General features: G+C 69.8%; 14 protein-coding genes. 5 read left to right on the top strand and 9 right to left on the bottom strand.

Annotated elements, in window-relative coordinates; genetic code table 11:
• The first annotated feature begins 88 nt into the window (after positions 1-88).
• Positions 89-997 (top strand): PaaX family transcriptional regulator, encoded by a 909-nt coding sequence (locus ACSHWB_RS39285; protein WP_439658382.1) that lies wholly within the window; start codon positions 89-91, stop codon positions 995-997.
• On the opposite strand, the gene ACSHWB_RS39290 is transcribed toward ACSHWB_RS39285, so the two are convergent.
• From ACSHWB_RS39290 to ACSHWB_RS39315, 6 genes are all read right to left on the bottom strand, one after another.
• Complete coding sequence (locus tag ACSHWB_RS39290; protein WP_439658383.1) at positions 985-2,133, bottom strand: CapA family protein; 1,149 nt, start codon at positions 2,131-2,133, stop codon at positions 985-987. The two genes, ACSHWB_RS39285 and ACSHWB_RS39290, sit on opposite strands and share 13 nt — an antisense overlap.
• Positions 2,126-2,932, bottom strand: a complete 807-nt coding sequence (locus tag ACSHWB_RS39295) for an amino acid ABC transporter ATP-binding protein (protein WP_439658384.1) — start codon at positions 2,930-2,932, stop codon at positions 2,126-2,128. The genes ACSHWB_RS39290 and ACSHWB_RS39295 overlap by 8 nt, the downstream gene beginning before the upstream one ends.
• Positions 2,929-3,813, bottom strand: coding sequence for an amino acid ABC transporter permease (locus ACSHWB_RS39300; protein ID WP_439658385.1), 885 nt, complete (start codon positions 3,811-3,813; stop codon positions 2,929-2,931). The genes ACSHWB_RS39295 and ACSHWB_RS39300 overlap by 4 nt, the downstream gene beginning before the upstream one ends.
• On the bottom strand, positions 3,810-4,712 hold the full coding sequence (locus ACSHWB_RS39305) for a transporter substrate-binding domain-containing protein (protein ID WP_439658386.1): 903 nt from the start codon (positions 4,710-4,712) through the stop codon (positions 3,810-3,812). The genes ACSHWB_RS39300 and ACSHWB_RS39305 overlap by 4 nt, the downstream gene beginning before the upstream one ends.
• A gap of 101 nt (positions 4,713-4,813) precedes the next feature.
• Positions 4,814-6,160, bottom strand: coding sequence for an alpha/beta hydrolase family protein (locus ACSHWB_RS39310; protein WP_439658387.1), 1,347 nt, complete (start codon positions 6,158-6,160; stop codon positions 4,814-4,816).
• A gap of 199 nt (positions 6,161-6,359) precedes the next feature.
• A complete protein-coding gene (locus tag ACSHWB_RS39315; protein ID WP_439658388.1) occupies positions 6,360-7,124 on the bottom strand; it encodes a FadR/GntR family transcriptional regulator in 765 nt (254 codons plus the stop codon).
• 123 nt (positions 7,125-7,247) lie between these two features.
• On the opposite strand from ACSHWB_RS39315, the gene ACSHWB_RS39320 reads away from it, so the two are divergent.
• From ACSHWB_RS39320 to ACSHWB_RS39335, 4 genes are read left to right on the top strand one after another with little or no spacing between them, the layout of a single operon-like run.
• The gene (locus ACSHWB_RS39320) at positions 7,248-8,519 is read left to right on the top strand and encodes an ABC transporter substrate-binding protein (RefSeq protein ID WP_439658389.1); all 1,272 of its coding nucleotides are present in this window, start codon (positions 7,248-7,250) and stop codon (positions 8,517-8,519) included.
• 4 nt (positions 8,520-8,523) lie between these two features.
• Entirely contained in the window at positions 8,524-9,468 is a 945-nt protein-coding gene (locus ACSHWB_RS39325; protein WP_439658390.1) for a carbohydrate ABC transporter permease, read from the top strand.
• Complete coding sequence (locus ACSHWB_RS39330; protein WP_439658391.1) at positions 9,468-10,295, top strand: carbohydrate ABC transporter permease; 828 nt, start codon at positions 9,468-9,470, stop codon at positions 10,293-10,295. The genes ACSHWB_RS39325 and ACSHWB_RS39330 overlap by 1 nt, the downstream gene beginning before the upstream one ends.
• Position 10,296: 1 nt before the next feature.
• Positions 10,297-11,472 (top strand): mandelate racemase/muconate lactonizing enzyme family protein, encoded by a 1,176-nt coding sequence (locus ACSHWB_RS39335; RefSeq protein WP_439658392.1) that lies wholly within the window; start codon positions 10,297-10,299, stop codon positions 11,470-11,472.
• A gap of 266 nt (positions 11,473-11,738) precedes the next feature.
• Here the strand turns inward: ACSHWB_RS39335 and ACSHWB_RS39340 are convergent, their stop codons facing one another.
• The 3 genes from ACSHWB_RS39340 to ACSHWB_RS39350 all read right to left on the bottom strand — a co-directional run bounded on the left by ACSHWB_RS39340 (position 11,739) and on the right by ACSHWB_RS39350 (position 13,581).
• Positions 11,739-12,029: a DUF4342 domain-containing protein gene (locus ACSHWB_RS39340; RefSeq protein WP_439658393.1), complete on the bottom strand. Its 291-nt coding sequence runs from the start codon at positions 12,027-12,029 to the stop codon at positions 11,739-11,741.
• A 90-nt stretch (positions 12,030-12,119) separates the two neighbouring features.
• Positions 12,120-12,326, bottom strand: a complete 207-nt coding sequence (locus ACSHWB_RS39345; protein WP_439658394.1) for an MbtH family protein — start codon at positions 12,324-12,326, stop codon at positions 12,120-12,122.
• A 4-nt stretch (positions 12,327-12,330) separates the two neighbouring features.
• Entirely contained in the window at positions 12,331-13,581 is a 1,251-nt protein-coding gene (locus ACSHWB_RS39350; protein WP_439658395.1) for an MFS transporter, read from the bottom strand.
• Positions 13,582-13,584 lie beyond the last annotated feature (3 nt).

Here is a 13,584-nt window from a genome sequence, read left to right on the forward strand (position 1 = left end):
CTGACCGCAGACCTGTCTACGAGCGGCCAGGAAGACTGAAGCGGATCTCATGTCGTGTCGATCGCGAGGAAAAATGTAAGCTGACTTCATGGTCGCTGCTCCTCACGAAGTGCCCGCACTCCCCAGGATGCAGTCCGGTGGCAGCCCGCAGCACCTTCTCCTGACCTTGATCGGCGACTACTGGTACGGCCAGCGCGCTCCCCTGCCCTCCGCGGCACTGGTGGCCCTGCTCGGCGAGTTCGGCATCACCGGGATCAGCGCGCGGGCCGCGTTGAGCAGGTTGTCGCGCCGGGGCCTGCTGGAGATGTCGCGAACGGGCCGGCACACGTACTACGCGCTGAGCGCGCGTGCGGCACGGGTGCTGGAGAGCGGTCTGCGGCAGATCGTGACGTTCGGCGCCGCGGAGGAGCGGTGGGAGGGTCAGTGGACCGTCGCCGTCTTCTCGGTGCCCGAGGACCAGCGGGACCTGCGCCACGCCCTGCGGACGCGGCTGAGCTGGCTCGGGTTCGCGACCCTCTTCGACGGTGTGTGGGTCTGCCCGCACGACCGGGTCGCCGCGATCACCGAGGTGCTGGCCGAGCTCGCCATCGACACCGCCACCGTGCTGCGCGCCGAGGTGGCCGGCGGCAGTCCGCTCGGCGGTCACCCCATCACCGCGTGGGACCTCGACGCGTTGCGGACCAGGTACGACGCGCTGATCGACGACTACTCCGGTGTCCGCCTGCGCCTGGCGGAGGGGCGGATCGGCACGGCCGAGGCGCTCGTGGAGCGCACTGCCCTCATGGACGACTGGCGCCGGTTCCCCGGCCTCGACCCGGAACTGCCGATGAGCCTGCTGCCGCAGCCGTGGCCGAGGGCGAGCGCCAGGGCGCTGTTCACGGAGCTCTACGACGACCTCGCGTCGCTGGCCGAGCAGCGCGTGAGGCAGGTCGTGGGTCAGTTCGACGCGGACGTCGCCGCCCTGGTGCGCGGACACGCCAGCGACTACGCGGGCTGAGCACGGGACACGCCGGGCAGCACGACCTCGTCGCCGTCCCAGTCGAACTCCGTGTCCAGACCGGCCTTCTCGCCGATCAGCCGGACGTAGCCGGCGACCTCGGCACCACCGTCCACACGGGACACCGGCACCGGACGGCCCTGCCCGTCGATCCGGCACGGCACGAACCCCGCCGCGGTGATCCCCCCGCTGTCGAACCGGCAGGTGGCGATGACCGTGTTCAGGCTCTCCGGGTGGAACGGGTAGAAGGGCATGTCCGGATCCGGGGCGAAGCCGTAGAGCTCGACGCGTCTGCGCGCCCAGTCGGCTCGTTCGGCGTTGTCGTTGCCGGTCGGCGTGAGGGCGTGCGTGACGGTCACGAAGTTGCCCAGCCCGTGGAAGATCGGCCGGCCGCGGTAGACCTCGATGCCGCGCATGATGTGCGCGTGGTGGCCGAACACGGCGTGCGCTCCCGCGTCGATCGCGGCCCGCGCCACCGGTTGCTCGTACATCGCCAGAACGGCAGGTGTGTGCCCGACACCCTTGTGCATGGACACGGTGACAACGTCCACTTGGGACGCCAGCGCGCGGATGTCGTCCTCCATGGCCGACAGGCTCGCCGGTTCCGCGAACGTGTAGACGCTGGGAGGGCCGCCGGGGCTCGCGTGGTCGAGCTCGTAGTGCGTGAGCACCCGGACGTACGCGCAGCCCGCCTTGCGCGAGGTGGCCCAGGACTCGCGGGGGCCGACGAGGTTGTAGCTGAGCACCCCGATCCGCAGTCCGCCGCGCTCGACCACGGCCGGGCGCCGGGCAGCGCTGAGATCGGGCCCCGCACCCGCCGTGACGAGTCCGGCGGCCCGCGCATGGGCGATCGTGTCCGCCACTCCGACCTCGCCCGCGTCGTAGACGTGGTTGCCCGCGAGCGTCACCACGTGGAAGCCGGCGTCCGCCAGGGCCGCCAGCCCGGCGGGATCGGCCGGTGGCGCAGGGACGTCCGTGCTGACCTGGACGTCCGTGGTGCTGTGCGGGACCTCCACGTGCCCGATCACGACGTCGCCTGTCGCGAGCACAGAGCGGGCGGGGACGAGGAACGACGCCGGGTCCGGCTCGTCGAGCACGAGGTCCCCGACCGACAGCACGGTCACCGCGTCAGACACGGAACCTCGCTTCCCGCGCGGTGTCGCGCTGCTGGGTGTAGCGGGACAGGAACGAGCGCAGGCGGTCCGAGGTGCCGTCCCCGAGCACGTCGGCGACCGGGCCCTGCTCGACGACGCGGCCGCGGTCCATGAACACGAAGCGGTCCGCGACTTCGAGGGCGAAGGCGATCTCGTGCGTGACGATGATCATCGTCAGCCCGGCGGCGGCCAGGTCCCTGATCACCGTCAGCACCTCGTCGACCAGTTCCGGGTCGAGCGCGCTGGTCGGCTCGTCGAGCAGCATGATGCGCGGCCGGGTGGCGAGTGCCCTGGCGATCGCCACCCGTTGCTGCTGGCCACCGGAGAGCTGCCGCGAGTACGCCGCCGCCTTCTCCGTGAGGCCGACCTTCGCGAGCAGTTCCAACGTCCGTTCGCGGGCCTGCTCCTGGCTGCGTCCGTGCACCCGGACCTGGGCCTCGCTGATGTTGCGTTCCACCGTCCAATGGGGAAAGAGCTGGAACTGCTGGAACACCATGCCCATGCGGCGCCGTTGCTCGGCCACCTGACGCGGCCGCAACGGGCGCAGCCCGGCGCCGGAGTGTTCGTACCCGAGCAGGTCGCCGTCGAGGTACATCGCCCCGCTGTCGATCGGTTCGAGCTGGTGCACGCAGCGCACCAGGGTGGACTTGCCGGAGCCCGACGGGCCGATGACGGCGACCACCTCGCCCTCGGCCACGTCCAGGCTGACCCCGTCGAGTGCGGCGTGCTCGCCGAAGCTGCGCCGGATGTTCCGGACGCTCAGCACGGGTCCGGTCGTCACTGCCACTCCCCTCGTGAGGACCGCTGCCCGCGGCCGAACCGGCGTTCGAGACGCTGTTGCAGCAACGACAGCGTGGTGACCACGACCAGGTACCAGAAGCAGGCCACGATCAGCATCGGCACGATCTGGTAGGTCTGGTTGTAGACGACCTGCACGGCGTGCAGCAGGTCGGTCATGGCGATGACGCTCACCAGCGACGTGCCCTTCAGCAGCGAGATGAACTGGCTGCCGCTCGGCGGGATGATCACCCGCATCGCCTGCGGCAGGACCACGCGCAGGAACGTCTGCCCGCCGGTGAAGCCCATGGCCATGGCGGCGTCCCGCTGACCGGGGTCCACCGAGAGGATGCCCGCGCGGACGATCTCCGCCATGTAGGCGGCCTCGTGCAGCGTGAGCCCGATCAGCGCGGCGGTGAGCGGCGTGATCAGGTCGTTCGTCGACCACGACTCGAACGTGGGCCCGAACGGGACGCCGATCGACAGCCGCGGCAGCAGGTAGGCGAGGTTGAACCAGAACAACAGCTGCACCAGCGGCGGGATGCCGCGGAACAGTCCGATGTAGAGCGTGCACACCCAGCGCACGGGACCGAAGTCCGCCAGCTGCCCGAGGGCGAGCAGCACGCCGAGCACGGACCCGCCGAGCATGGCGACGACGGTGAGCAGCACGGAGGTGCCGAGGCCCGCCAGCACGTTCGGGTCGAACAGGTACTCGGCCACGACGGGCCACTCGAACCGCGGGTTGTGCGTGACGAACCAGGCGGCCTGGGCCGTGAGCACGACGATCACCGCGCCCAGGACCCAGCGCCACGGCCTCGGGCGGTGGCGGGACGTGGCGACGTCGACGTCCCCGGTGTCCCGCCCGGTGGTGGCGGTCGTGGTCACTGGCCGGCCGCCGTGTTGAGCTCGGGCTTGGCCACCTTCACGTTCTCCAGCCCGTACTGCTTCATGATCCGCTCGTACTCGCCGTTGGCGAAGATCTCCTGGAACGCCTGGTGCATCACCGGTCCGAGACCGCTCGACTTCGGCACGAGCATGGCGAGCTTGTCGACGCCCGCACCCTGTTCGTCGGTCTGCGTCACGTAGGTGAAGTCGTCCTTCGCGGCCGCCAGGGCGTCGATCGCGGCGCTCTCGGTCATGCCCGCGGCGTCGGCGCGGCCGGACTTCGCCGCGAGGACGGTGCCGTTCGTGTCGGCCAGGCCGATGAACTCCACGGCCGGCTTGCCCTTCTTCACACACCAGTCGGTGAGGCGGACGATCTGGTCCTGGACGATGCTGCCCGCCACGGCCGCGACCTTCTTGCCGCAGAGGTCGTCACTGGCCTTGACGTTCGCCGAACCCGACTTCGGGACCAGGTAGGCGGTCCTCGTGACCATCCAGACGACGGCGTCGAACTGCTTCTCCCGCTCCGCCGTGTCCTTCACCGGGCCGTTGAACGCGTCGTAGCGGCCCGACAGCATGCCGGAGAGCGCGGCGGGCAGCCCGGGCACGATGGTGATCTCCGTGCGCACGCCCAGCACCTTGGCCAGAGCCTGCTGGACGTCGTGGTCGAGGCCGGTGACCGTGGTGCCGTCCTTGCCGACGATCCGGTAGGGAGGGTGCGAGTCGCCGGCGAAGCGGATCACCCCGGAGTCCTTGAACTGCTGGGGAAGCTTGTCGTGGTGGGTGGCGCTCGCGTCCGCGGCGGTGTTCTGGGCGCCGCCGGACGCGCCACCGCCACATCCGGATGCGGCGACGAGCACCACAGCCACCATCGCGAGAAGAGATCTACGAGACTTGAGCATCGGTGCTCCCGCCGTCGATAGAACCGCATTTGATTTACGGCCGTGGACAATAGTGTCTAACGTTGGCGCCCGGCCGTGTCAAGGTCGGGCGCGATGCGCGGTCAGCCCGCATACATCCTGTTGAAGCGGGGCAGGGCGTGGCCGACGAACCGGCCGTCGCCCGCGAGCCCGTTCATGGCGCGGGGCGAGACGTCGGGCCAGCGTCCCGTCCGCAACCGTTGCCACATCTGGTCGATCGCGGCCACCTGCTCCCCCACCGTGAAGGTGCAGTGGCCCGCCGTCCGCACGTACGTCTGGCGCACGAACCGGCTGTTGCCCGCGCGGCGGGCCAGTTCCTCGTACGACTGCTGTTGCGCCACAGTGGAGATCTGGTCCCCGATGGCATTGACGGTGAGCACAGGGACGCGGACGTCACCGGTGAACACGATGCCCTTGGACAGGTACGCCACCGCGGCGGGATCAGCGGCGACGCGAGGCGCGGCCGCCAGCCGTTCCAGGTCGGCGCGCAGGTCCAGCCCCGCTTCCGCGTACAACCGCACGACGGACAACTGGTGCGCGGGTTCGGCGAGCGCGAACTGCCGGGCGTAGTCGACACCGGTGTTCCACGACGGGTTGCCGCCGGCCAGCTGTTCGATCGCGCGCCTGCTGCTCATCGCCTGACCGACGTAAGGCAGCGGACCACCCGCCAGCGCCTGGTACATGCCGTTCTCCAGGCCTGCCGCGTCCCACCACCTCGGCACCGGCGTGGTGGCACCGTCGGCCGCGAGGCCCCAGGCGGGAAGCTGACCGATGGCGGACGCGAGGGCGATGCGCGCTCGTCCGTCCGCAGTGGACTGCGCGGTGGCGAGAGCAGAGATCCACCGCTGCTGCGCGCCGGGCACGTCCGCCGGGATGCCGGTGACGGGCAGGTCCGTGTCGCGGAACAGCAGCGTTTTCGCCGTGAAGACGGTGTCCAGCTTCTGGTTCCACTGCCCGACCGAACCGCCGAGCCCACCGCACATGGGCACGGCCGCGTCGAATCTGTCCGGGTGAACCTGCGCCACCCCGGCGGCGACGAACCCGCCCATCGACCGGCCTTCGGCGATCGCCCACCGCGCCGGACCGAAAGCGGCCTCGAAGCGGTCGAGCGCGGCGGCCTGGTTGTCGATCGCCTGGGCGATGCGCCACCCGGTCACGGTCCTGGTCGTGCCGCCCACGGCGTAGCCGCGCTGGACGAGACTCCCGGTGAGCGCGGTGGTGAGGCCGCCTGCCGCGAAGTCCATGTCGACCAGGACCACGCCGTTCCACTTGTGCGGCCGGACGAACTGGTACGGGGTGCCGTCGGCCAGCTGCCCGGCCGTGCACGCGGCCTCGGAGAGACACGGCTCGGCGGCGACCGCGGCCGGCGCACCGGTCACGAGGACGACCACCGCCGCCAGGGCGGCACCGAGATCACGCGCTGCGGACATTCGAGCCTCCACTCCCAGGAGTCCTGCTCGGTGGGGCCTCATCTTGTGCTCTCTACACAACGCACGTCAAGAATTATGTCTAATAAGATCTCGGCCGTCGCCGCAGACCGCGAACGCGGCCGTCTCACTCGAGGTTGAGCGCCCCCGACCAGGACTCCGCGACCTCGCCGTGGCGCGCGTCGACACGGCGCACTGCGGGCTACCTCTCCAGCCGGCTCGGGTCCCCGGCGCCGGTGCGGCGGACCAGCCAGGCCTCGGTGATGTGGGTGAACATGGCCTCGGACGCACCCTGCGGGTCGTTGGCGGCGATCCGCTCGCAGATGAGGCGGTGGCCCTTGTTCGAGGCCGCGCACAGGTCGCGGTCGTTGCGGCCGGTGTAGCGGGCGGTGTTGATGACCTGGCTCTCCAGTGCGCGCACGACACCGCGGGCGATCCGGTTGCCGGACGCCTGCATGATCCGGTCGTGGAAGAGCCGGTCCTGCTCCCGGTAGGCCACCGGGTCGCCGACCAGCTGGTCCATCAGCTCCACGATCTCGCGCAGCGCCGCGACGGTGGCCTCGTCCGCCGCGCGGGCGGCGACCTGCGCCATGTCCGACTCGAGCAACCGCCTGGTGACGACCAGGTCGTCGAGCACCGCGAGCGACTCGTCCTCGGCGACGGACGCGGCGAGAACCAGTTCGTCGAGCATGTTCCACATCGCCGGCGGGGTGATCTGGGTGCCCGCCCCCTGCCGCACCTGGACCAGGCCCTTCTCCTGGAGCACCTTCACCGCCTCGCGGATGACGGTCCTGCTCACCGAGAAGGCCTCGCACAGCACGGGCTCCGTCGGCAGCAACGTGCCGGAGGGGTGGTCACCGCGCACGATCCGGCCCACGAGCTCCGCGGTCACCGCGCTCGCCAGGTTCGCGGGCCTGCGCGCCCAGTCGGGAGCGACGGCGATCGGTTTCCGGCCTGAAGCGGTCATGGCGCGGAGCTTAGCCCGAACGCGACGGTTGACGTAATACGTCATACGAATTACGTTCACCGCACTTCGTCGGGATCTCCGCAGCCCGGCGTCCCCCTCTCGAAGAAGAGAAGTGAGCGAGCAATGAAGCAGCGCACACTCTGGTCTGCTGCCCTCGTCGCGGGACTGATGCTGACCGCCGCCTGCGGGAGCGCGTCCGGGCCGGGCTCGCAGTCCGGCGGCTCGGGCGACAAGCTCGTGGTCTGGGACTGGAAGTCCGGCGACGCCGAGGTCGCCGCGTACGTGGAGAAGGCGAAGGCCGACTTCGCGAAGAAGCACTCCGGCGTGACAGTGGAGTTCGTCGCCCAGCCGTTCGACCAGTACTACACCCTGCTCGGCGCGGCCATCCAGGCAGGCAAGGGGCCCGACGTCGTCCTGTTCAACGGTGGCGGGCAGATCCGCGACCGGACGGACGCCCTCGCCCCGATCGACGAGTACGTGGCACAGGACCGGCAGCGGCTGGCCGGCTGGGACGCGTTCACCAAGGGCGGCAAGACCTACGCCGCACCGGTGACCCTGCAGGGACATCCCGTCTACTACAACAAGGACCTCTACCAGAAGGCCGGGCTCAACCCGGGCTCGCCGCCGAGGACCTGGGACGAGTTCGTCCGCAACTGCGGTGTGATCGCCGAGAACACCGGCGCGAAGTGCCTGGCACAGGGCAACAAGGAGGGCTACGGGATCCAGTTCTTCCTGTCCGCCATGGGTTCCGCGGTGCTGACGCCGCAAGAGTACGACGACTGGATCGCCGGCAAGCGCGACTGGGGCTCCGCGAACGTCAAGCGGCTCTTCGAACTCTGGAAGCAGACCGCCGACTCCGGCCTGAACACCGACGGTGCCAACTCCACCGCGATGTTCAACGACGCCTTCGCACTCTTCAACTCCGGCAAGGCAGCCAACGTCATCGGCCTGATGTCGGACGTGGGGCACTGGAAGGACTTCGCCGAGTTCCTGCCCGCCGACAAGATCGGTGTCATGCAGGCGCCCGTGGTCAACTCGGCTGCGAAACCGAGCCTGCCCTACGACGGAGGCATCGGGTACGCGGTGGCGAAGTGGACCAAGGACCCCAAGCTGGCCGCGGACCTCGTGCGCTCGCTCACCTCGGCCGACGCGCTGAAGGCGTTCTACGAGAACAGCGGTGCCGTCGCGTCCGACTCGACGATCGACGTCGCCGCGGGCGGTCCGGCCCTGCGGACGATCGTCGGTGAGATCAAGTCCGGCAAACCCGCGCTGCACGTCGCGCTGTCGTCCAAGACGCTCGACCTGATGGGCCGTCTGTCCCAGCAGCTGCTGAGCGGATCGGCCACTGTGGACGACGCGGTCGCCCAGCTGGCGGCGTCGGACAAGACGGGCTGACGGCGTGACCGCACCCACCCTGTCCTCCGCGGGTCCGGCCGCCGCCGGACCCGCCAGGACGGTCAGGCGTCCTGCCCGTGCCGGTTCGCGGGCAGAACGCCTGGCTCCCCTGGTCCTCCTGGCACCGGCCCTGCTGATCATCGTCGGCCTGCGGCTGTGGCCGCTGGTGCTCGGCGTCAACTTCTCGTTCACCGGCGACGGCGAGCGCGACGGCACGTCCGTCGGGTTCGACAACTACGTCACGCTGTTCACCGATCCGTTGTTCCGCACCGCGTTGCGCAACGTCGGTCTGCTCGTCCTGCTGCTGCCGGTGGCGGTGGCGATCCCCGGCCTGCTCGCGACGTTCCTCTACCTGCGGGTGCCGGGACACCGGATCTACCGGGGCGTCTACTTCTTCCCGGCCGTGCTGTCGCCGGTGATCGTCGGCGCGATCTTCAACCTGCTGCTGGCGTTCGACGGCCCGCTCAACCGGCTCCTCGGCGGTCTCGGCATCGGGCCCGTGGACTGGCTCGGCGATCCTGGCGTGGCGATCTTCGCGGTGATCGGGGTGCACGTCTGGGCGACGTTCGGCATGGCGCTCGTCGTCTTCCTCGCGGGGTTCGCCACCCTCGACTCGACGCTGCTCGACGCCGCGAGGGTGGACGGCGCCTCGTTCGCGCAGACCGTCCGGCACGTGATCGTCCCGAGCCTGACGCGCACGATCCAGTTCGTCTTCGTCACCACCATGATCGGCATGCTGACCTCGATGTTCGGCCTGCTGTACGTGATGACGAGCGGCGGGCCGGAGGGGTCGACCTACCTGCCCGAGTACTACGTCTGGATCCAGCAGGGCCAGATGAACCAGCCGGCGCTCGCCTCGGCGGCCTCGACCGCGCTGTTCGCGATCATGCTCGTCGTCGGGCTCGCCCAGATCAGCATCCTGCGCCGCGCCACCGGTAGGGAGGACTGATGTCCGGACCCAGGCTCACCAGGTGGGTCGTCGCCGTGCCGATGGCCGTGCTCGCACTGGCCACGATCTACCCGCTGGTGTTCACCACCAACGTCGCCATGAAGACCCGGCGCGAGTACGTGCTCGACCGCTTCGCGCCGGCCAGCTCCTTCAGCCTGGACAACGTCGTCAGGGCGTGGACGAGCGTCGGGATGTCCCGGTACTTCGTCAACTCGGTGCTCGTCGTGGCGTGTTCGGTCGCGCTGCTGCTGTTGTTCGGCTCGATGGCGGGCTTCGCGCTGGCCCGGCTGCGGTTCCGCGGCTCCTCCGCGTTGTTTCTGGGGATCCTCGCCGCGCTGTTCGTGCCGTTCCAGGTGATCATGGTCCCGCTGGCGCGGATCATGGCCGGCACCGGTCTCATCGACACCTACCCCGGCCTGGTGCTCGCGTACGTGGCCCAGTTCCTGCCGTTCACGATCTTCCTGCTGACGAGCTACTACGCGACCGTGCCGGCGGAGATCGTCGACGCCGCCCGCATCGACGGCAACACGGTCTACGGCGTGTACTGGCGGATCATGCTGCCGATCGGGGCGCCCGCGCTGTTGTCCGTCGGCGTGCTCAACGCGCTGTTCTGCTGGAACGACGTGCTCATCTCGTTGCTGATGATGCCGTCCGCCGAACACCGCACGCTCATGGTCGGCGTGACGTCGTTGCGGGGCCAGTACTCCGACGACATCCCCACGTTCGCCGCCGGGGTGCTGATCGCCGCGGTCCCCGTGCTCGTCGTCTACCTGTTCCTGCAACGCCAGATCGCCGACGGTGTCACCGCCGGGTCCACGAAGGGCTGACATGCGCATCACCGGTTACCGGACTCTCACCACTGTCCAGGACTGGGGCCGTCCGATCGGCGACGCCAACGGCGTGATCCCCGACGGCCTCGTCAGGGTGCCGATCGTCGTCGTGGAGACCGACGCGGGCATCACCGGCGTCGGACTCGGCCCGCACGTGGAGATCGAGGCCGTCTTCGCCGCCGTCGAGGGCGAGGACCCCAGGTCCGTCACCGCCCTGTACGACCGGATGCTGCGGTGGACGTTCAAGGCGGGGCACGCCGGCTCCGTGTTCGGCACGATCGGCGCCCTCGACACCGCGCTGTGGGACATCAAGGCCCAGGCTGCAGGCGAACCGCTGTGGCGGCTGCTGGGCGGCCGCGACCGCACCGTGCCCGCCTACGCGTCCGGTTTGGACATAGCCCTCACCGACGACGAACTGGTTGCGGCGTACGAGAACTACGCAGGCCACGGCCTGCGCGCGGCGAAGATCAAGGGCGGCCTCGACGTCGACAGGGACCGCCACCGCCTCGCCCTGGTGCGCGACCTCCTGACGGAGGCGGGCGGCGGTGCCCGCCCAGGCCTCATGCTCGACGTGAACGAGACCTGGACCCGCAAGCAGGCGGTCCGCTACGTCGCCGAGCTCGAACGGACCTTCGACCTGACGTGGGTCGAGGAACCCGTGCGGCGCTGGGACGTGGAGGGTCATGCGGCGGTCGGCCGGGGGATCCGCGCCTCCGTCGCCACCGGGGAGAACCTCACGGGCCTCGAACAGCACCGGCCCCTCATCGCCGCCGGAGCGGTGGACGTGGTGCAGACAGCAGGCGTCTGGGGTGTCACCCACTTCCTGCGGGTCGCCGCGCTCGCCCACGCTCACGACCTGCCGGTGAGCCCGATCGGCACCAGCCCGGTCGGACTGCTGCACGCCGCGACCTCGGTGCCCAACCACCTGGTGAGCGAGCTGCAGGACCTCCGGCCCGCTGTCGGCGTCGTGCTGGACCTGCACGTCGAGGACGGCGCCTACGTCCTCGGGGACGGTCCCGGGCTGGGTCTGCGCCTCGACGAGGAGGCCATCGCTGCGTCCAGCCACCTCCTCCCCCATCCGGTCGCGGCCGGTACACACGTGCGGCCCGAGCGCGCCGGTCGCCGCCTGCACTCGGTGGAGCCCGGCACGTCGGAGAGCCCGCTGCCCGCGTAGACGCCGCACAGCCCAAGGCGAGGCCGGTGGCGTGCCACCGGCCTTCGACCCCTAGGCACCTGACCGGAAGTCCTGTCCGAAACCACGGGCTACGCCCCAGAACTTGAGCGTGCCCGGCTCAAGTCTAGAACCGCACGCGGGGACCTTTCGTACTGTCAGAGCACACGCGGGGACCCCGCGTACTGCAAAAAAGAGCGTGCCGGGCCCCTTGTTACCCATCGGGAACTGGACCCGACAGGCCGGGGACAGAACTTCTCGCCAGGTGCTTAGACCTGCTCCGGCTCGACCGTCGTCGCGGGCTCGTCACCGGGCTCGCGACGGTCCTCGATCTTGATCGAGCACTTGCCGACCAGCGCGAGACCCGCACCGATCGTCGTGGCCACCGGAGCCGCGAAGGCCGCGACCAGTCCGAGGGCCGCCGGGACCTCCAGCAGCACGTCGTCCCTGCTGTCCCGCACCACCACATGGCGGTTGATGCCCTCGTCGACCAGCCCGCGCACGGCGTCGACCAGCGAGTCGACGGCGTTGCGGGCGGACTCGGGCCTGGGTTCGCTCATGTCTCTCCTCGAAACTGCGGACATCGCTGTAAGACGCCAGTCTGCCCACATCCAGGCGTCCTGTCCCCGATTTCCGCTCAGGAGCGGGTGTCACTCCTGCTGACCGGCCGCCATCCGCTCGCGGAGACTGCGCGGGCGCATGTCCGTCCAGACTTCGTCCACATAGGACACGCAGTGCTCCTTGCTCCCTTCGGTGCCGGTGCTGCGCCATCCGGCGGGGATGTCCTGGTCCGCCGGCCAGAGGGAGTACTGCTCCTCGTCGTTGATCAGGACCTGGTACTTGACGTCCTCGTCCACGTGTTCATCTTCCTTTCGTCGTTTCGGAATCCGATGCGTCCATCGCGAGGGTCTCCTCGCGCGGGAACGAGCGCATGGTGGGGCTCAGGGTCGTGATGAGCGCGATCACCGCGATGGCCGCGGCGATCAGGAGGACCGCGTAGGTGCCGGCCACCGCCTGCACGAGCAGGCCGCCGAACGCGGGACCGGCCGCGGCGGAGACGCCGGAGATCATCCCCATCACCCCGCTCAGCCGGCCGCGCAGGCGATCGGGCGTGAGCAGGAGCTGGTAGGTGTTGATCGTGGTGTTCGCGGTCGGCGGAAGCAGGGCCATCGCGAAGAACAACGCGCCCATCAGCAGGCCGTTGTCGATGAAGACTGCGACCGGGGTGAGCACGGCCAGCGCCCAGAACACCACGATGATCGACGCGTACGGGCTCATCGCCCGGTGCAGGTATGGCGCGAGCAGAGCGCCGCAGATGCCGCCCACGCCGAGCATCGCCGCCATGACACCGATCTCGCCCGAGGAGACACCTCTGCCGGAGACCAGCACGATGATGACGATGTAGTAGGCGCTGAAGAGGAAGTTGAGGCTCACCGCGCACAGCACCGTGACGCGGACGTGCCGTTGCCGCCAGACCCAACGCAGGCCCTCGGCCATCTCCTTGCCCAGGTGGCTGTCCGGCGCCTGCTCGACTTCGGACGGAGGCACGCGCACGAACAACAACGCCACGAACGAGATCGTGTGCGTGAGCACGTTGAACGCGAACGGCACCAGTCTTCCCACCGCGAAGAGGAAACCGCCCAGTGCCGTGCCCGACAGCTGCCCCACCGCGCCGCGGGCGGAGTTCATCGCCAGCGCCGTCGCCAGTTGCTCCTGCGGCACGATCTTCACCAGCGCGGCTTGTTCGGCCGGGCCGAACAAGCCGTTGCACACGCCCATCAGCGCTGCCACCACGACGATGTGCGCCACGCCCAGCATGTCCAGCCAGAGCGCGAGGACCAGGCTGGCGACGGCCAGTGCCTGCGTCGCCTCGGCCATGAGCATGATCTTCTTGCGGTTCCAGCGATCCACCAGGGCGCCGCCTGGCAGTCCCACCACGACCTGGGCCGCCGCCTCGACGCCCAGCACGAGACCGGTTGTCGCGGGCGACCCGGTGAGGGCGAGCACCAGCAGGGGGAAGGCGATCATCGACGCGCTGAAGCCCGACGCCGACAGCGCCTGGCTGATCCACAGCAGCCGGTAGTCGCGGTTGCGGGACAACGGAACGGTCATGGC

Origin of the sequence: Lentzea sp. HUAS TT2, assembly GCF_051853195.1 — a bacterium.
Lineage (GTDB): Bacteria > Actinomycetota > Actinomycetes > Mycobacteriales > Pseudonocardiaceae > Lentzea.